Source organism: Pseudomonas sp. C9, from assembly GCF_002000165.1.
Classification (GTDB): Bacteria; Pseudomonadota; Gammaproteobacteria; order Pseudomonadales; family Pseudomonadaceae; genus Aquipseudomonas.
Genome location: NZ_MPAK01000001.1, coordinates 3,468,718 through 3,486,435, shown reverse-complemented (window position 1 = coordinate 3,486,435; position 17,718 = coordinate 3,468,718). Strand labels below are relative to the sequence as shown.

At 59.4% G+C, this 17,718-nt stretch carries 17 protein-coding genes; 5 read left to right on the top strand and 12 right to left on the bottom strand.

Features of this window, described 5'->3' with window-relative positions:
• Window positions 1–68 precede the first annotated feature (68 nt).
• The 4 genes from BMS17_RS16290 (at window position 69) to BMS17_RS16275 (ending at window position 4,368) form a co-directional block, all read left to right on the top strand.
• Window positions 69–1,091, top strand: coding sequence for an outer membrane protein assembly factor BamD (locus BMS17_RS16290; RefSeq protein WP_046028529.1), 1,023 nt, complete (start codon window positions 69–71; stop codon window positions 1,089–1,091).
• Window positions 1,092–1,212: 121 nt separating this feature from the next.
• Window positions 1,213–1,446, top strand: a complete 234-nt coding sequence (locus tag BMS17_RS16285) for a PP0621 family protein (RefSeq protein ID WP_046028530.1) — start codon at window positions 1,213–1,215, stop codon at window positions 1,444–1,446.
• Window positions 1,436–3,025 carry a PAS domain-containing sensor histidine kinase gene (locus BMS17_RS16280; RefSeq protein WP_046028531.1) on the top strand — a complete coding sequence of 530 codons (1,590 nt, stop codon included), beginning with the start codon at window positions 1,436–1,438 and terminating at the stop codon, window positions 3,023–3,025. The genes BMS17_RS16285 and BMS17_RS16280 overlap by 11 nt, the downstream gene beginning before the upstream one ends.
• A gap of 2 nt (window positions 3,026–3,027) precedes the next feature.
• Complete coding sequence (locus BMS17_RS16275) at window positions 3,028–4,368, top strand: sigma-54 dependent transcriptional regulator (protein WP_046028532.1); 1,341 nt, start codon at window positions 3,028–3,030, stop codon at window positions 4,366–4,368.
• A 21-nt stretch (window positions 4,369–4,389) separates the two neighbouring features.
• Here the strand turns inward: BMS17_RS16275 and thiO are convergent, their stop codons facing one another.
• The 7 genes from thiO to BMS17_RS16240 are packed head-to-tail and all read right to left on the bottom strand — an operon-like array spanning window position 4,390 to window position 11,138.
• Window positions 4,390–5,490: a glycine oxidase ThiO gene (gene thiO / locus BMS17_RS16270; protein ID WP_046028533.1), complete on the bottom strand. Its 1,101-nt coding sequence runs from the start codon at window positions 5,488–5,490 to the stop codon at window positions 4,390–4,392.
• A 56-nt stretch (window positions 5,491–5,546) separates the two neighbouring features.
• Window positions 5,547–5,948, bottom strand: coding sequence for a type IV pilin protein (locus BMS17_RS16265; protein ID WP_046028535.1), 402 nt, complete (start codon window positions 5,946–5,948; stop codon window positions 5,547–5,549).
• A 14-nt stretch (window positions 5,949–5,962) separates the two neighbouring features.
• Window positions 5,963–9,055: a pilus assembly protein gene (locus BMS17_RS16260; protein WP_077431241.1), complete on the bottom strand. Its 3,093-nt coding sequence runs from the start codon at window positions 9,053–9,055 to the stop codon at window positions 5,963–5,965.
• Complete coding sequence (locus BMS17_RS16255; RefSeq protein ID WP_077431240.1) at window positions 9,042–9,512, bottom strand: PilX N-terminal domain-containing pilus assembly protein; 471 nt, start codon at window positions 9,510–9,512, stop codon at window positions 9,042–9,044. Before BMS17_RS16255 ends, BMS17_RS16260 begins: the two co-directional genes overlap by 14 nt.
• The gene (locus BMS17_RS16250) at window positions 9,509–10,222 is read right to left on the bottom strand and encodes a PilW family protein (RefSeq protein WP_077431239.1); all 714 of its coding nucleotides are present in this window, start codon (window positions 10,220–10,222) and stop codon (window positions 9,509–9,511) included. The genes BMS17_RS16255 and BMS17_RS16250 overlap by 4 nt, the downstream gene beginning before the upstream one ends.
• The gene (gene pilV / locus BMS17_RS16245) at window positions 10,219–10,668 is read right to left on the bottom strand and encodes a type IV pilus modification protein PilV (RefSeq protein ID WP_046028543.1); all 450 of its coding nucleotides are present in this window, start codon (window positions 10,666–10,668) and stop codon (window positions 10,219–10,221) included. Before pilV ends, BMS17_RS16250 begins: the two co-directional genes overlap by 4 nt.
• Window positions 10,665–11,138: a GspH/FimT family pseudopilin gene (locus BMS17_RS16240; protein ID WP_046028544.1), complete on the bottom strand. Its 474-nt coding sequence runs from the start codon at window positions 11,136–11,138 to the stop codon at window positions 10,665–10,667. The genes pilV and BMS17_RS16240 overlap by 4 nt, the downstream gene beginning before the upstream one ends.
• Before the next feature lie 130 nt (window positions 11,139–11,268).
• Between BMS17_RS16240 and BMS17_RS16235 the strand changes: the two genes are divergently transcribed.
• Window positions 11,269–11,826 carry a GspH/FimT family pseudopilin gene (locus tag BMS17_RS16235; protein WP_077431238.1) on the top strand — a complete coding sequence of 186 codons (558 nt, stop codon included), beginning with the start codon at window positions 11,269–11,271 and terminating at the stop codon, window positions 11,824–11,826.
• Here BMS17_RS16235 and ispH read toward each other — a convergent pair.
• From ispH to ribF, 5 genes are all read right to left on the bottom strand, one after another.
• Window positions 11,795–12,742: a 4-hydroxy-3-methylbut-2-enyl diphosphate reductase gene (gene ispH, locus BMS17_RS16230; protein WP_046028548.1), complete on the bottom strand. Its 948-nt coding sequence runs from the start codon at window positions 12,740–12,742 to the stop codon at window positions 11,795–11,797. The genes BMS17_RS16235 and ispH overlap by 32 nt on opposite strands.
• A 149-nt stretch (window positions 12,743–12,891) precedes the next feature.
• Window positions 12,892–13,329: an FKBP-type peptidyl-prolyl cis-trans isomerase gene (gene fkpB / locus BMS17_RS16225; RefSeq protein WP_175649033.1), complete on the bottom strand. Its 438-nt coding sequence runs from the start codon at window positions 13,327–13,329 to the stop codon at window positions 12,892–12,894.
• 7 nt (window positions 13,330–13,336) lie between these two features.
• The gene (gene lspA / locus BMS17_RS16220; RefSeq protein ID WP_046028552.1) at window positions 13,337–13,849 is read right to left on the bottom strand and encodes a signal peptidase II; all 513 of its coding nucleotides are present in this window, start codon (window positions 13,847–13,849) and stop codon (window positions 13,337–13,339) included.
• Window positions 13,842–16,673, bottom strand: a complete 2,832-nt coding sequence (ileS, locus tag BMS17_RS16215) for an isoleucine--tRNA ligase (protein ID WP_046028553.1) — start codon at window positions 16,671–16,673, stop codon at window positions 13,842–13,844. The genes lspA and ileS overlap by 8 nt, the downstream gene beginning before the upstream one ends.
• Window positions 16,674–17,624 carry a bifunctional riboflavin kinase/FAD synthetase gene (gene ribF, locus BMS17_RS16210; protein WP_046028554.1) on the bottom strand — a complete coding sequence of 317 codons (951 nt, stop codon included), beginning with the start codon at window positions 17,622–17,624 and terminating at the stop codon, window positions 16,674–16,676.
• Between the last annotated feature and the right edge of the window lie 94 nt (window positions 17,625–17,718).

Here is a 17,718-nt window from a genome sequence, read left to right as displayed (position 1 = left end):
AACGGGGCGCTCATCATAACAGGACGGCCTCGCCCAAGACAGCGGCCGTCATAGGGACGCAAGCCGCCATGCAAGTGAAACACCTGCTGCTGATCGCCATCCTCGCATTGACCGCTGCTTGCTCATCGAAGGAAGTCGTAGACGAAAACCTTAGCGAAGTCGAGCTGTACCAGCAGGCTCAGCAAGATCTCGACAATAGTAGCTATACCAGCGCCATCGCGAAGCTGAAGGCTCTGGAATCGCGTTATCCGTTCGGTCGCTACGCTGATCAGGCTCAACTCGAGCTCATCTACGCCAACTACAAGAACACCGAGCCAGAAGCTGCAAAGTCTGCTGCCGAGCGTTTCATTCGTCTGCACCCGCAGCACCCGAACGTGGATTACGCCTACTACCTGAAAGGTCTGACTTCCTTTGATCAGGACGTTGGCCTGCTGTCGCGTTTCCTGCCGCTGGACATGACCAAGCGTGACCCGGGCGCTGCCCGCGACTCCTACAACGAGTTCGCCCAGCTGACCAGCCGCTTCCCGAACAGCCGTTACTCGCCAGACGCCAAGCAGCGCATGATTTACCTGCGTAACCTGCTGGCGGCCTACGAGATTCACGTTGCCGACTATTACCTGACCCGTCAGGCCTATGTCGCCGCCGCAAACCGTGGCCGTTACGTGGTAGAAAACTTCCAGGAGACGCCTTCGGTCGGTGACGGCCTGGCGGTCATGACTGAAGCCTACATGCGCATGCACCTGGACGAGCTGGCGGCCACCAGCCTTGAAACCCTGAAGCTCAACTACCCGAACCACCCAAGCCTGGAAGACGGTCAGTTCAAGCCTTCGGTCGCCGAAGCCGACAACCGTTCGTGGTTGAGCAAGGCCACGCTGGGCCTGATCGAATCCAGCCCACCGCTGCCGCCGGGCGAAACCCGCGCCAACCAGGACGTGCAGCGACAGTTCCAGGACGCCAAGGACGCAATTCCGAGCGAGCTGAAGCCTAAAGACGGAAATGGCGACGCGATCGAAGAAGAGAATCACGAGGCCGAAGGCAACAACAGCGACCGTTCCTGGTTCAGCTACATGACCTTTGGCGTGTTCGACTGACACCTCAGGTTGTACAAAAGGAGCCTTGCGAGGCTCCTTTTTTGTGGGCGTGATTATTAGGCTGTGCGCTCGGCATGTCCTTGGCTAAACTGCTGAATCACTCGCCAAATAGCAGCTCATCATGCTTCGTTTACTGTTCTGGATCGCCCTGATTGCCGCTGCGGTATGGTTCTGGCGCAAATTCAAGGGCTCGGCTTCCGCCCCCAAGTCCTCCCCTGAGCTGGAGGCCGCCCCCATGGTCCGCTGCGCCCATTGTGGCGTGCACCTGCCTCGCGACCGTGCGCTGAGTCTTCAACAGCAATGGTATTGCAGCCAGGCTCACCTTGAGCAAGGCCCGGGCCCGAGTGGTCGCTGAGACGTCCAGTCCCGGCGGCAAACAGGCTCAGCGGCTGCTGCGCCTTTATCACCTCTATCGCTTAAGCGTCGGCATCACCTTGGTGTTGCTGACTACCAGCAACCTGGACAACCAGTTACTGACGTTCGCCAGAGACGACCTGCTGCGCAATGGCAGCTGGTTGTACCTGGTGCTGAATATTCTGCTGGTGGTGTTTCTGGAAAACACCCAAAAACCAGCACAGCTCTTCAGTCTGGCACTGGTCGACGTCTTGCTGCTCTGTGGTTTGTTCTACGCCGCAGGCGGCGTGGCCAGCGCCATCGGCAATCTATTGATCGTGTCGGTGGCCATCAGCAATGCCCTGCTGCGTGGACGTACCGGCCTGTTGATAGCCGCTGTCGGCGCACTGGGGATCGTCGGCTTGAGTTTCCTCCTGAGCTTCAGCCACCCGACCAGCCCCAACGACTACCTGCAAGTCAGCACGCTCGGCGCACTGTGCTTTGCCGCAGCATGGCTGGTACAAGGCTTGACCAGGCGACTGGAGGTCAGCGAACACCTCGCCGAACAGCGAGCCAGCGAAGTGGTAGGCCTCGAAGCACTCAATGCGCTGATCCTGCAACGCATGCGCACCGGCATTCTGGTGCTGGATGAACAACGACGTGTGCAACTGGCCAATCACAGCGCCTTGACCTTGCTGGGGCATAAAGCACTCGATGGACATCGGATCGACGACTTTTCACCCGCACTGGTCGAACGTCTTCAGCTCTGGCTCAACAATCCGACGTTGCGCCCGCAAAGCCTGAAAAACGCCAGCAGTGGCCTGGAACTGCAACCCAGTTTCATCGCTCTGGACCAGAGCCCAAACCATCAGACCCTGGTGTTTCTCGAGGACCTCGCTCAGGTCGCACAACAGGCACAGCAGTTGAAACTCGCCGCCCTCGGTCGACTGACGGCAGGTATTGCCCATGAAATCCGCAACCCACTGGGTGCCATCAGTCATGCCGCGCAATTGCTGCGCGAATCCGAGGAACTCAATGGCGTGGATCGGCGTCTGACCCAGATTATTCAAGATCACTCAGCGCGAATGAATCGGGTTATCGAAAACGTCCTGCAACTGTCCCGCCGCCAGCAAACCGTATCGCAACGGCTCGATCTGAAGCCGTGGCTGGAACGATTCGTCGCCGAAACCCGCGAGGGCGCCCCTCTGGGTCAGCACATTCACCTGCGTACCGGGCCAGGCGACTTCAACACCTTGATGGACCCGAACCAGCTCACCCAGATTCTGGACAATTTGTTGCGCAATGCCTGGCGCCATAGCGCCCTCAATCACGACGAAGCCCAGGTCTGGCTTGAGCTGTTTGTCGATGTCGACAGCCAGTTGCCCATACTGGAAGTGCTGGACGATGGGCCCGGCGTGGCTCCGGACCAGCAGGTGCATTTGTTCGAACCGTTCTTTACCACCAGTAGCCAAGGCACAGGCCTGGGGCTCTATCTGTCCCGTGAGCTGTGCGAAAGCAACCAGGCCCGCCTAGACTTCCAACCACGCCAAGGCGGCGGCTGCTTTCGCATCACTTTTGCTCACGGACGGAAACAAAGTTGAACATGAGCCCACGGCCAAAAGTCCTGATCGTCGACGACGAACCGGATATCCGCGAACTCCTCGAAATCACCCTCGGACGGATGAAACTCGATACCTTCAGTGCCCGTAACCTGGGCGATGCCCAAGCCTTGCTGGCCCGGGAAACATTCGACCTGTGCCTGACCGACATGCGCTTGCCTGACGGCACCGGCCTCGAACTGGTGCAGCATATCCAGCAGCGTTATCCGCAAGTGCCGGTGGCGATGATCACCGCCTACGGCAGTCTCGAAACTGCGATCAACGCGCTCAAGGCTGGCGCCTTCGACTTCCTGACGAAACCGGTCGACCTCACTCGCCTGCGGGAACTGGTCACCAGTGCCCTGCGCCTGCCTGCACCGGGCGGAGCCAGTACGGCCAGTGATCGTCGCCTGCTGGGTGACTCACTGCCTATGCGCAGTCTGCGCAAACACATCGACAAACTCGCCCGCAGCCAGGCACCGGTGTACATCAGCGGCGAATCCGGCAGTGGCAAGGAGTTGGTCGCACGGCTGATTCACGAGCAAGGACCGCGAGCCCATCATCCATTTGTCCCGGTCAACTGCGGGGCGATTCCGTCAGAGCTGATGGAGAGCGAGTTCTTCGGCCATCGCAAAGGCAGTTTCAGTGGCGCCATCGAAGACAAGCGAGGGTTGTTCCAGGCAGCCCACGGCGGAACGTTGTTTCTCGACGAAGTCGCGGATCTGCCTTTGGCGATGCAGGTCAAACTGCTGCGCGCGATTCAGGAGAAAGCGGTTCGCAGCATCGGCGAATCACAGGAAACGGTGGTCGATGTGCGCATCCTTTGCGCCACCCACAAAGACCTTGATGCCGAAGTCTTTGCAGAACGTTTTCGTCAGGATTTGTATTACCGGCTCAACGTGATCGAGCTGCCGGTTCCGCCCTTGCGCGAACGCCGTGACGACATCGAACCACTGGCCAGCCACGTGCTCAAGCGCTTGGCAGCCAGCAGCGGCCAACCTGCCGCAAAGCTCCACCCTCTGGCCCTGGAGGCACTGAAAAGCTACCGATTTCCGGGTAACGTGCGGGAACTGGAGAACGTGCTCGAACGGGCTTACACCCTGTGTGAAAACAAGCAGATCGAAGCCAGCGACCTGCGCCTGGCCGAAGGCAATTGCACGGCAGAGACCGGCGTGCCGGACCTGACGCAGATCGATAATCTTGAACACTATCTGGAAAACGTCGAACGCAAACTCATCCTCCAGGCGCTGGAGGAAACCCGCTGGAACCGCACGGCGGCGGCTCAGCGGTTGAGCCTGTCATTTCGGTCGATGCGTTACCGACTGAAAAAATTCGGACTGGATTGAGGCCCTTTTCAGCGGCCGCGATTAAATCCGCCCGATGGGAGCATAGGGCTCAGGATCAATGATCGGCTTGCGATCCAGCATCACATCGGCCAACAACTGACACGACGCCGGCGCCAGCACCAGGCCATTGCGGTAATGCCCGCAATTGAGCCAGAGCCCATCGAACCCTGGCACCCGCCCGATGTAGGGAATGCCTTCAGGCGAACCTGGCCGTAATCCGGCCCAATGCCCTACGATCTCGGCGTCCGCCAGCGCAGGAATCAACTCGACTGCTGACGCTTTCAAGCTTTCCAATGCTGCCTCTGTCGGTGTCTTGTCGTAGCCTTCATGCTCCAGCGTGCTGCCAATCAAGATATGACCGTCGCGCCGGGGAATGGCATAGCGCCCCTTGGCCAGCACCATGCTCGGCAGGAAATCCGCCGCGCACTTGTAGAGAATCATCTGCCCTTTCACCGGCTCGACCGGCAGCACCAGCCCAAGACTTTTCAGCAGATCACCACTCCAGGCACCCGCCGTCAGGACCACCTGATCACCGCGAATCGCGCCCGCCGAACTCTGCACTCCGACGACTTTATCGCCATCACGGACAAACCCGCTGACTTCGCACTGTTCATGAATCGTCACATTCGGCAGTGCCTGCAATGCAGCCTTCAACGACTTCACCAGTCGCGGATTGCGCACATTGGCCACATCGGCCATATGGATTGCCCGCGAAAAACCTGCCCCCATCACCGGCACCGCGTCGTGCACGGCCGAGATATCCACAGCACGCAGCGGACGATTCTCGCGCTTGGCCCACGCCAGCGCCTCGGCCTCGTCATCCAGATCGAGCCAGTACAGGCCGGTGGTATGAACTTCAGGATCAACACCCGTCGCGGCGAACAGTCTCTCACCAAGCTGTGGATAAAAATCCTGTGACCAATGCGCCAACGCCGTGACCGCCGGGCTGTAGCGCCACGGGTACAGTGGCGAAACAATCCCGCCCCCCGCCCATGAAGACTCCTGCCCGACGTTCGAGCGATCCAGCAGCACAACACTGTGTACTTCGGACGCGAGATTGAACGCCGTCAGCAGCCCAATTACGCCGCCGCCGACAATCACCACTTGCTGTTGCCTGGTCATGTTCAGATCCAACCGTTAAATAGACAGAGGGCGCAAAAGGCACCCGAAAGAGGAATTCAACGACCCCAGCAATCCTTGGTGGTCAAGCCGGCCGTCGCATTGACCATGCTCCTGACACCGGTATTGGTGAGGGTGAAATCCCCGCACTTGTCGGTTGCCATGCTGGTACCGGCCTTGCGCACCGCTGTCAGCAGGAAAGTCTGATCGGCAAGGGTCGGGGTGATGGTGTAGTAGTCGTTTCCAGCGCTCAGGCCGGTCGCATTGGTGTAGACATTGTTCTTGGAGTAGAACCGTTCAAGGATCTGCGCCTGTTCGGATAGCAGCCCGGCGACTTCGCTGCGCCGGCCCTTCTTCAGGTACTCGGTAATGCTCGGGGCGGCGATGGTCATGACGATGCCGATGATCGCAATCACGATCATGATTTCGATCAGGGTGAAACCTCGGTTGGATCTACGCATGCCTCAATTCTCACTTACTGTATTTGGCGCCACATGATGCGACGGCTGCCGCCGCCGGATTTTTCCACCAGCGTGGTGATACCGCCACTGGAATCGTTCACGATTTTACGGGTTGCTCCGTTGACGATGGCGTTCAGGGTCGGAATGCCACCGGTAAAAATCACCCCGCTCGACACCGCATCGGTGCTGTCTACCACACCGTCGCCATTGGTATCGAGAACCGCATAGTTGAGCATCTTACCGCTGAATGCCTCCAGCTCGACCAGTTTGCCGGTACCGAAACTGGCGCACGGGTCCGTGGTATCGACACCTGCCGTGGTGAAAATGATTCGTCCCAGCACCAGGCTTGCCTGATTGAGCACCCGTTCGCCGAGCAGCGCGTTGTTGTACACCAATGGCAAATACCAGCCTTTCTCCGCCGGGTAAGTTACGTCGTTCTGAGTGGTGGTGATGAATTGACCGGTGCTGCCCGAGAACACCCCCGTCACCGCCTGGGCCTGCAAACTGGAGACAGTGATTTGACCCGATCCGCCGTCCGCATCCCACACCGCATAAAACGCCTGCAGATCCTTGTTGGTCTTGTCGGCGGTCTCGTTGAACTTTCCGGTACCAAAAAAAATCTCCTTGCCGCCCAGTGAATTGTCCGCCAGCAATGGCTGCGCCGTGATGGGCTGAGTGGCACCGCCGGCAGTGGTAAACAGCGGCTTACCTGAAAAGGCCACACCCCAGCTATCGGGCGCCGTGGCACTCAGATCGAATTTCCACAGCCGCCCTTTCAAGTCTCCGCCATAAGCGGCCTGTACCACGTTCTGCGAGTTGACCCGGAGATTCACCGAAGACAGGCCATTGTTAGTTTCGCTGCTGTCGACCACGACTTTCCTGATCAGCGAACCGTCACGAACATCCACCACGTACAGCGCCGCGACCCCGGAGTTGCTGCCGTAGCCGTTGGAAATAAACGCCGCCCATCGACCATCGGCCAAGCGTGCCACCTCCGGCCGCGCATAGGCATAACCCAGATCATTGAAAACGTTCGCGGTACTGGCTATGGCAGGCGCAGTGATTTCCCACAGCGCTTTAAAGACGTTCCCCGCCGCTGCATCGAACAATTGCAGGGTATAAAAGGTTTTGCCGCCCGCTCCGGTGCCGCCGATGGCCAGGGTTTTCCAGGCGCCGCCGAGCTGGGCGTCGAACACGCCGACCTGACCGTCGACCAGAAACTTGTGGCTCACGCCGTTGATATAAGTCGGATCGGCGATGTAACGCAGCGATGGCAAAACGCTGGAAGGCATGTAGGCATAACGCCGGGCACCCGTGGCCGAGTTGATGACATTCACAAAGCCGTCGTTGGCGTTCACCACCAGACTGGCATTCATGGTGGCGGCCTTGGTGTTCAGATAAGTGCTGTAAGTGGTGTCCCCGGCCAGATCGGAGGCGGTTTTTTCCGTCGGGGACGCCAGCACCAGAGGTGAGTTGATGATGTCTCCGAGCAATACGCTGCGTACCTTGAGCCCGGTTTTGTTGATGCCTTTGCTCCACTCGAGCAGATCATTGCCGGTGACACCGGCGGGCAGACCTTGATTCAACGACGTCTGCTGCGCCGGGGAAAAGCTGTTGTAGGTCAGCGCGACGGCGGCATTCGTCAGGGTGTTCCAGGATTGGTAGGTGGGAGCCGTGGCACCCGGGACGATGGTCGTGTCAGTTGTCCACAGCACGGCCGAAGTATTCACCGCGCCCGCCGAATTAAAACCGAAGGACTTGACGGTGCCGCGCCAGTCTTTCGGGTCATAACTGGTCTGGAAGTAGCTCGAACCACTGGCCAGGGTCGTGCCACTGGAGACGCCGCTGCCACCGGAACCGGCCTTGGAGGTGATGTCGCTCAATGCCGACGACAAGGCGCTGTTGAGCCCTGTGCTATCGGTCGCCTGATAGTACTTGCCCTGCCCATAACCGGCCGCGTCCGACAACATCTGATTCGCGGCGGTAAAACCTACGGTGTAGGTATTCATGTTCTGCTTCGGGAAATCCACTGCGTTCCAGCTCTTGCCCGCCGCGTCGGTGCCGGTGGAGCGCATGTCGATGTCAAAAGCGAACTTGGCGATGTCGTCGAGGTAAAGGGTGTCCCCTTCGCGATCACCTTCGGGGTTGTTGCCATCGTTGTTCACGCCATCCCAGTTCGGCAGTGAAGTTTTTGCCAAGGGGTCATTGGCCGGAAAGGTCCGATCAAATGTCGGCAGGCCATCGGTGATGACTACCCCGTAGTTTTTCTGGCAGCGGTACTGGATCGGGCTGGTGTAAGTGGTGGGCGTCGAGTTGTAGTAAGGCGCCAGCCCCCGGAAATACCGGGTGACTTCGTAATAGGTTTCCGCCAATGGCGTGTTGGCCACGGCACTCAAACCATTGATGGAGGCGATCAGGTTGTTGTAATTGGTATCGGCCTGAGACTGCGTGACGCTGCCGCTCACTACCGACAGGTCGCTGACCGACCGGGCGATGAAACCGCCATTGCCAGAGTTGTTGTTATTGGCCGGATTGAAGGTCGCCAGGCCCATGCGCAGTCCGCGGTTACTGCTCACCAGGGCTGTGGACACATTTCGCGCCACGTTCATGCGGTAATCGTTGGGAATCGAGCCTGTGGTGAAGTCGCGGTTGCTGCCGTTGGCCAGCCCCACCAGATAAGACAGGTAATCGTCGGAGTACCGAGTATTTTCATTACCGACCGGGTCAGGCAACTTCAGGCACAGCGGCGCCACGCTGTTGTTGTAAAACGCGTAGCCGCCACCGGAACAACCGGACTGCGGCAGGCTGGAAAGGAAGATTGAATCACCGACGATATCGCTCCCGTTCGAACACAGCCCGGCGAAATAATTGCACTGCCTGGCGGGGGTCCGTCCAGTGACCGTGGGATCGAACCCGGCGGCATAAATGATGCTGTTCATGCTGCCCGAATCGTCGATCAACAACATCACGTTCGGCGCGACTGCCGCTGCGCTTAACAGCGGTGAATCCGAAGGCGTGAAGGCGTAGACCGGGGCTGATAGATACAACCCGAACACCGCGCCACACAGCAGCCGCCAAACCCTGGCAAGCCTTTCAGTACTTCGCATAAATACTCTCCACGACGCTGCGCGAGTTGCCCGCGATGCCGACGGCGGTCACCCGGTAAAGCGTCGCGGAGGTATTGCTCGGCACATTGACGGCGGTGAGCGTGGTGCCGATGTTTTGCACCCCGTAAAAACCACTGCCGGAAGCGACCCACGTCACCCCGGAGCTGGAGTTGAGGCCGGCGGCAGTGATGACCGAGGCCTCGGGCGGCGGTGCGCACTGGCTGCAAACCGGCAGAGAAAAGGTGTCGAGTTGCACTGCACTTTCACCCACGCGCAACGCCGCTTCGGCGCCCTGGAACGATTGGTTGCGCAAACTCACGCTGCCGGCCATTTTCTCCTGCAGGGTGGCGTTTTGCATCGAAGAAAGGCCGATCAGCGTCAGCAATAGCAGAAACACCAGGCTGACCAGCAGCGCCATGCCACGCTGAGCGTAAGACGTCATGGCAGTGGCCCTCATGGCAAGCGGTTGCGCAAGGCGGCAACCACGCTGAAGGTTTGATTGCGCACCCGGTTGTTCGGATCGGCGAGGGTCAGGCTCAGCCGTACGCTGCGAATACGCGCAGGGTCCGACGGATTACTGCTGTAGCTGGAGGCCGCGACATCGGCGGCCGAACTGGCGAGGCCAAAGCTCACGTTAAAAGCACTCACGTTGTTCACCAGCACGAACTGGGTTGGCGTGCCGGCTCCGGTTCCCATCAGGATCTGGTTATTGCTGAAGCTGTAGACCGATCGCCGTATCGGAAACGCCAGAAATCCCGTCGCTGGTGTCCGCACGCCTGTGTACGCGGTCGCCGAGTTTCGGCAGTCAGACACCACTGTCCAGGTCGGCACTGCGCCCGTGCCGCCGACATCCGCCGTCACCAGGGTCAGCTTGAGGCTCGCGTTATCCCAACTGATGGGGGTTATTTGACTGGCGTTGAAATCACCTGCCGAACTGGCGTCAGTGATGGCGCCCAGGCAACCGAACATACCGACCATACGGATTTCCTGAATCATTTTGCTCAACACAAAACGCGCGTCCTCCTGCATGCCGGCGGAGACGTTCTGGCTGACGTAAGTATTTTTCGCTGCGATGAAAATCTGCGCCACACCCAGTACCACGATCAGGCTCAACGCCAGCGCGATCAGCAACTCGATCAGGCCGAACCCTCGGTTGCTGCGGCTCATGGCGTGGAAACCGGGTCGACGGTGGCGCGACTGGTCAGCACGAAACTGCGGCGCGAGTTGGCGGAATTGGCGGCGCGTGAGTCATCCCAATTGATGGTGATGGTGTAGACCCGCTGGTTCAGTGCCACGCTGCCGGTGGCCGTCGGGCCGCCGAAATTGATGATGTTGGTGGTGAAATCGTAGAGGTCCTGGTCCCGCGCGACACTCAGGTTGCCCGAGGTCGGTGGCGCGACCGTGTAATCGGCAGCGGCGTTGGCGCGGATGCGATCCATCATGTCGTAGGCGATAAAACTGGCCTGACTCGTCATCCGTGAACTGTCGGTGTACTTCAGCGCATTGAGCTGAATCGCCGCAGCCCCCAGTAGCCCCACTGTCAGTATCAACAACGCAACCAAGACTTCGATCAGCGTCATGCCCTCCTGTGCACGCTTGCTCCATACCCTCATCCGCAACTTCCACCCAATAGAATTCGTCCGTTCAAACACACGTTCAGCGTCCTGCTTTGCGTCCCCAGTACATAGTTGATGACCACGGCGGTGGACGGCGTCGACAAACCGCCCAGATTGTTGAAGTCCAGAGCGGTCACACCTGAGGTTAGCGTCAGAGTGGCGCCACTGCTCATCGCTGGAACAACCCGTAATACATTGGCCGGCGTGCCGGTACCGTCATAAACCGTCAACTCACCGGTCCATACGCTACCGCCGGCCGTTGGACGAACCCGGGTGGTGATGCCTCGGTCGATTGCCTCCAGTCGGGCGAAATTGAGTCCCCGTTGCAGGTCGCCGACCTCAGTGTCGGTCCTCGTGGTTTGTACCGAACGGGTAAACGCGGGCACGGCCAGGGTCACCAGGATCAGAAACACCGCGAGCGTGACCAACAACTCGATCAGCGTGAAACCTTTTGTACGATGATCCATCGATGCCCTCCGTTGCCGTCGGCTATACCTGCCTCTACACGCTAGAACATTCGACCGGCGCAGGCAGGTTGTTTGGCTATGACTCGCGCAAGGAATGCGCGGTACACAACGCTCCAGGGAGGGAAATGCCATGCATCAACAGGGCTTCAGCCTGATCGAACTGTTTATGGGACTGGCAATTGCCGCAATTGTTCTGCTGTTGGTCAGTCCGGCGTTCGCATCACTCACTGAATCGAACCACCGGGAGCAGGCAGCACAGGCGCTGGCCAGCGGTCTACGCAACGCAAGGACAATCGCCATCACACGCCACCAGACCGTTGTCGTTCATGGGATCAACGGGGACTGGGGTCAAGGCTGGCGGATCATTCTGGACATCAGTGGCAAAGGGCCGGAGGACAGCAGCAATCCGCTGCTGGTTGAGCGCGAGAGTGGCGCTCGGGTGCCGATTGTCGGCAATTGGCCGGTCCGGCAATACGTTCGATTCAATGGGGCAGGCGAACCACAGATGCCCGGGCGGGCCTTTCAAGCGGGGACATTGCACGTTTGTGCAGCCCGCGAACCGGTCAGCCAGCTCCAGGTGGTGCTGGCGGCTACAGGTCGCATCAGCCTGCGCAGCGATAAGGCTGAGCAGGCGCTATGTCCGGGAGGGAAGCGTTTTAAAGCACCGAACGCACGCGCAGCTCTTTAGGCATGGAGAACGTGATGTTCTCTTCACGACCTGCCAGCTCATCGGCACCAGTCGCACCCCAGGCCTGCAATTGCTGGATCACACCACGCACCAATACTTCAGGAGCAGAGGCACCAGCGGTAATGCCGATACGCTCGACACCGTCAAACCAGCTCTTTTGCAGGTCTTCAGCACCGTCGATCAGGTAAGCCGGAGTGGCCATGCGCTCGGCCAGTTCACGCAAGCGATTGGAGTTGGAACTGTTCGGGCTGCCGACCACCAGCACCACGTCGCACTCGTCAGCCAGTTGCTTCACGGCGTCCTGACGGTTTTGCGTGGCGTAGCAGATGTCATCCTTGCGCGGACCACCGATCGCCGGGAAGCGCGCACGCAACGCGTCGATCACGCGGCTGGTGTCGTCCATGGACAGGGTGGTCTGGGTCACGAAGGCGAGTTTTTCAGGGTTGTGCACTTGCAACGCGGCGACGTCTTTCTCGTCTTCGACCAGGTAAATCGCGCCGCCATTGCTGCCATCGTACTGGCCCATGGTCCCTTCGACTTCCGGATGACCGGCGTGGCCGATGAGGATGCATTCACGGCCATCACGGCTGTATCGCGCAACTTCGATGTGCACTTTGGTCACCAGCGGACAGGTCGCATCGAATACTTTCAATCCACGGCCCGAAGCCTCGGTACGCACGGCCTGGGAAACGCCGTGGGCACTGAAGATCACAATGACGTCGTCCGGCACCTGATCCAACTCTTCGACAAAGATCGCCCCACGAGCACGCAGGTCTTCGACGACAAATTTGTTGTGAACCACTTCGTGGCGCACATAGATCGGCGGCCCGAACACTTCCAGGGCGCGGTTGACGATTTCGATTGCGCGGTCCACACCGGCGCAGAAGCCACGGGGGTTGGCGAGTTTGATTTGCATGCTGTGCCTCGTGTCTTGCGCGCAAGAAATTAAAACATTGTAGGAGCTGAGCTTGCTCGCGAAAGCGGTGTGTCAGTCAACATTGATGCTGAATGTGGTGACGCCTTCGCGAGCAAGCTCCGCTCCTACAGGTGACCGTGTTCGGTCAGTTACAACGATCTGACGCTGATGATTTCTACGTCAAACGTCAATGTCTTACCGGCCAGCGGGTGGTTGAAGTCGATGGTCACTTGCTCGTCATCGAATTCCTGCACCACGCCGGGTAACTCAGTATTCGCCGCATCGTTGAAGATCACCAGCAAACCCGGCGACAGGTCCATGTCCTTGAACTGCGAACGCGGAATGATCTGTACGTTCTGCGGGTTTGGCTGGCCGAAAGCGTTTTCCGGCGCAATCGTCAGCGTGCGCTTGTCGCCAGCCTTGAAGCCGAACAGTGCCGCTTCGAAACCTGGTAACAGGTTGCCGTCGCCGACCTTGAAGGTCGCCGGGGCTTTGTCGAAGGTGCTGTCGACGGTGTCGCCATTCTCCAGGCGCAGTGCAAAGTGCAAGGTGACTTCCGTGTTCTGGCGGATGCGTTGCTCAGCCAATACCTGTTCAGTCATGAACGGCTTCTCCGGTCTTTTTACTTTTGAACATATCCAGTGCCAGCATCACGGCACCGACAGTAATAGCGCTGTCGGCAAAGTTGAACGCCGGGAAATACCAGCGGTTCTGCCAGTGCACCAGGATGAAATCGATCACATGACCCAAGGCAATGCGGTCGTACAGGTTGCCCAGCGCACCACCCAAAACCAGGGCCAGCGCAATCGCCAGCCAGGTTTCATTGCGCCCCAGACGCTTGAGCCACACCACCAACACCGCACTGACCACCACTGCGATCAGGGCAAACAACCAGCGCTGCCAACCCGAGCTGTCGGCCAGAAAGCTGAACGCGGCACCGGTGTTGTAGGCCAGGGTCCAGCTGAAATAATCGGGGATCACCACAATTTGCTGGTACATGGTGAGCGAGCTTTCGAAGTGGAACTTGCTGGCCTGGTCGATGACCAGGACCAGCAAACTCAACCAGAGCCAGCCCAGCCGCCCAAAGCGGCCAACGGCATTAGGCATAGTGACGGACCTCGCCATCGCCGCTGATGTTGTCGACACAACGACCGCAGATTTCCGGATGCTCCGGGTTCACGCCGACGTCTTCACGGCAGTGCCAGCAACGGGCGCACTTGGCGTGGCTCGACTTGACCACTTGCAGCTTCAAGCCGCTGACTTCGGTGACTACCGCGTCCCCTGGTGCCTTGATAAACGGCGCAACGGTGGCGGTCGAAGTAATCAATACGAAGCGCAATTCGTTGCTCAACTTGGCCAGGTCGGCGCTCAGCGCTTCTTCGGCGAACAGCGTCACTTCGGCTTGCAGGTTGCCACCGACGGCCTTGGCCGCGCGCTGGATTTCCATTTCCTTGTTGACTGCAACCTTCACTTCCATGATGCGATCCCAGTAGGCGCGACCCAGCTCGAAGCCTTCCGGCAACTCGGTCAAACCTTCGTACCAGGTGTTGAGCATCACCGATTCGTTACGCTCGCCCGGCAGGTATTCCCACAGTTCGTCAGCGGTAAAGGCGAGGATCGGTGCGATCCAGCGCACCAGCGCTTCGGAGATGTGATACAGCGCGGTTTGCGCCGAACGGCGGGCCTTACTGTTGGCGCCAGTGGTGTACTGACGGTCCTTGATGATGTCGAGGTAGAAACCGCCCAGCTCCTGCACGCAGAAGTTGTGGATCTTGGAGTAGACGTTCCAGAAGCGATATTCGCCATAGTGCTCTTGCAACTCGCGTTGCAGCAGCAAGGTGCGGTCCACGGCCCAACGGTCCAGCGCGAGCATTTCTTCAGCGGGCAGGATGTCGGTGGCCGGGTTGAAACCGGTCAGGTTGGAGAGCAGGAAGCGCGCGGTGTTACGGATACGCCGGTAGGCGTCCGCGCTGCGTTGCAGGATCTGCTCGGAAACCGCCATTTCACCGGAGTAGTCGGTGGAAGCCACCCACAGACGCATGATGTCGGCGCCCAGGGTGTCGTTGACCTTTTGCGGCGCGATCACGTTGCCCAGCGATTTGGACATCTTGCGGCCGGACTCATCGACGGTGAAGCCGTGGGTCAACAGCTCGCGGTACGGCGCGTGGTTGTCGATGGCGCAACCGGTCAGCAGGGACGAGTGGAACCAGCCACGGTGTTGGTCCGAGCCTTCCAAATACAGGTCGGCACGTGGACCAGTTTCGTGGCCCATCGGGTGCGAACCGCGCAGAACGTGCCAATGCGTGGTGCCCGAATCGAACCAGACGTCCAGGGTGTCGCTGATCTTGTCGTACTGCGGCGCTTCGTCACCGAGCAACTCGGCGGCGTCCATCTTGAACCAGGCTTCGATGCCTTCGACTTCGACGCGCTTGGCGACTTCTTCCATCAGCTCGGCGGTACGTGGGTGCAGCTCGCCGCTTTCCTTGTTCAGGAAGAACGGGATCGGCACGCCCCAGTTGCGCTGACGGGAAATGCACCAGTCCGGACGATTGGCGATCATCGAGTGCAGACGCGCCTGGCCCCAGGCCGGAACAAACTTGGTGTCTTCGATGGCTTTGATCGCCCGCTTGCGCAGGGTCTCGCCGGTCGCAGGCTCTTTGTCCATGCCGATGAACCACTGCGCGGTGGCGCGGTAGATCAACGGGGTCTTATGACGCCAGCAGTGCATGTAGCTGTGTTCGATGATGGTGGTGTGCAGCAGCGCACCGACTTCAGTCAGTTTGTCGACGATGGCCGGGTTGGCTTTCCAGATGAACTGGCCGCCGAAAAACTCCAGCGAGGTCGCGTAAACACCGTTGCTTTGCACCGGATTGAGGATGTCGTCGTTGACCATGCCGTACTTCTTGCAGGTCACGAAGTCGTCCACGCCGTAGGCCGGCGCGGAGTGAACCACACCGGTGCCGGCGCCCAGTTCAACGTATTCGGCCAGGTAAACTGGCGACAAACGGTCGTAGAACGGGTGACGGAAATTGATCAGTTCCAGCTCTTTACCGGTGGTGGTCGCGATGACCGAGCCTTGCAGGCTGTAACGGGCCAGGCACGACTCGACCAGTTCTTCAGCCAGCACCAGCAGCTTGTCGCCGACGTCGACCAGGGCGTAATTGAACTCTGGATGAACGTTCAGCGCCTGGTTGGCCGGGATGGTCCATGGGGTGGTGGTCCAGATCACGATCGAAGCCGGTTTGGCCAGCGACGGCAGGCCGAACGCGGCAGCCAGCTCGGCTTCGTCGGCAATCGGGAAGGCCACGTCGATGGTCGAGGATTTCTTGTTCTCGTACTCGACTTCCGCTTCGGCCAGGGCCGAACCGCAGTCAAAGCACCAGTTCACAGGCTTGAGGCCCTTGAACACGAAACCGCCCTTGACGATTTCAGCCAAGGCACGGATTTCACCGGCCTCGTTTTTGAAGTCCATGGTCTTGTACGGGTTGGCGAAGTCGCCCAACACGCCCAGACGGATGAATTCGGATTTCTGGCCTTCGATCTGCTCGGTGGCGTAGGCACGGCACAGTTCGCGGGTTTTGTCCGCGCCCAGGTTCTTGCCGTGGGTCACTTCGACTTTATGCTCGATCGGCAGACCGTGGCAGTCCCAGCCCGGCACATAAGGTGCGTCGAAACCCGACAGGGTCTTCGAGCGAATGATCATGTCCTTGAGAATCTTGTTCAGCGCATGACCGATGTGAATCGTGCCGTTGGCGTACGGAGGACCGTCGTGCAGGACGAACTTCGGACGATCCTTGCCAATTTCGCGCAACTTACCGTACAGGCCAATACTGTCCCAACGCTGCAGAATCTGCGGTTCGCGCTGTGGCAGGCCGGCCTTCATTGGGAAGGCGGTGTCCGGAAGGTTTAGCGTGGCTTTATAGTCGGTCATTTAAGGCTCTTCATTAGCGATTGGCGCTAGGTGCGACAGGGCACGGGCGGCGGCGACATCCGCATTGATCGCCGTCTTAAGCGCCTCCAGAGAGGCGAAACGCTGCTCTTCACGCAGCTTGTGGTGGAAGACCACCGTCAAACGCCGGTCATACAGATCGCCGGCAAAATCTAAAAGATGCACTTCGAGGTGGGCCTTGCCATCACCTTGAACCGTTGGCCGCACGCCGATATTGGCGACACCTGGCCAGGTCTTGCCGTCGATGTCGACGTTGACCAGGTAAACCCCGGAAAGCGGAACGCGACGGCGCTTGAGTTGTATGTTGGCCGTGGGCGTTCCCAACTGGCGCGCCAGCTTCTGGCCGTGCAGCACCCGCCCGGTAATCTGGAACGGCCGCCCGAGCAGTCGCTCGGCCAAGGCAAAATCAGCTGCGGCCAGGGCATTACGGACCTGGGTGCTGCTGACGCGAATGCCGTCCAGCTCGACGGTTTGCGCCGCTTCGACGGTAAAGCCCTGAACACTGCCGGCTTGTTGCAGGAAATCGAAGTCCCCTACCCGGTCACAGCCGAACCGGAAGTCGTCGCCGACTTCCAGGTGCTGGACGCCAAGGCCGTCCACCAGAATGGTATCAACGAATTCACTGGCGCTGAGCTTGCTCAGCCGCTGATTGAAGGCCAGGCACAGGACGCGGTCGACACCTTCGTCGGCAAGCAGCTGCAGTTTGTCCCGCAGCCGGGCCAGACGGGCCGGAGCCGTGTCCGGGGCGAAGAATTCTCGCGGCTGCGGCTCAAAAATCACCACGCAGCTGGGCACGCCCAACTCGAGCGCGCGCTCACGCAGCCTTGCCAGGATAGCCTGGTGACCACGGTGAACACCGTCAAAGTTGCCAATAGTGGCGACACAGCCCCGATGCTGGGGGCGCAGATTGTGGAGGCCTCGAACCAGCTGCATAACGCGCTTCTTGCTCATAAAGTGGTCGATTATAACCACACCCGGCGGCCGACGACAGGCAACACCGTAACCAAAGTGATCGAGCCGACAAAAC

Bases quoted from the DNA above. Each gene is read 5' to 3' on its own strand.
- BMS17_RS16250 (WP_077431239.1), bottom strand. From the start codon at position 10,222: ATGAGCCGCAGCAACCGAGGGTTCGGCCTGATCGAGTTGCTGATCGCG.
- BMS17_RS16290 (WP_046028529.1), top strand. From the start codon at position 69: ATGCAAGTGAAACACCTGCTGCTGATCGCCATCCTCGCATTGACCGCT.
- BMS17_RS16260 (WP_077431241.1), bottom strand. From the start codon at position 9,055: ATGCGAAGTACTGAAAGGCTTGCCAGGGTTTGGCGGCTGCTGTGTGGC.
- BMS17_RS16235 (WP_077431238.1), top strand. From the start codon at position 11,269: ATGCATCAACAGGGCTTCAGCCTGATCGAACTGTTTATGGGACTGGCA.
- ribF (WP_046028554.1), bottom strand. From the start codon at position 17,624: ATGCAGCTGGTTCGAGGCCTCCACAATCTGCGCCCCCAGCATCGGGGC.
- lspA (WP_046028552.1), bottom strand. From the start codon at position 13,849: ATGCCTAATGCCGTTGGCCGCTTTGGGCGGCTGGGCTGGCTCTGGTTG.
- BMS17_RS16240 (WP_046028544.1), bottom strand. From the start codon at position 11,138: ATGGATCATCGTACAAAAGGTTTCACGCTGATCGAGTTGTTGGTCACG.
- BMS17_RS16285 (WP_046028530.1), top strand. From the start codon at position 1,213: ATGCTTCGTTTACTGTTCTGGATCGCCCTGATTGCCGCTGCGGTATGG.
- ileS (WP_046028553.1), bottom strand. From the start codon at position 16,673: ATGACCGACTATAAAGCCACGCTAAACCTTCCGGACACCGCCTTCCCA.
- pilV (WP_046028543.1), bottom strand. From the start codon at position 10,668: ATGAGGGTATGGAGCAAGCGTGCACAGGAGGGCATGACGCTGATCGAA.
- thiO (WP_046028533.1), bottom strand. From the start codon at position 5,490: ATGACCAGGCAACAGCAAGTGGTGATTGTCGGCGGCGGCGTAATTGGG.
- ispH (WP_046028548.1), bottom strand. From the start codon at position 12,742: ATGCAAATCAAACTCGCCAACCCCCGTGGCTTCTGCGCCGGTGTGGAC.
- BMS17_RS16265 (WP_046028535.1), bottom strand. From the start codon at position 5,948: ATGCGTAGATCCAACCGAGGTTTCACCCTGATCGAAATCATGATCGTG.
- BMS17_RS16255 (WP_077431240.1), bottom strand. From the start codon at position 9,512: ATGAGGGCCACTGCCATGACGTCTTACGCTCAGCGTGGCATGGCGCTG.
- BMS17_RS16275 (WP_046028532.1), top strand. From the start codon at position 3,028: ATGAGCCCACGGCCAAAAGTCCTGATCGTCGACGACGAACCGGATATC.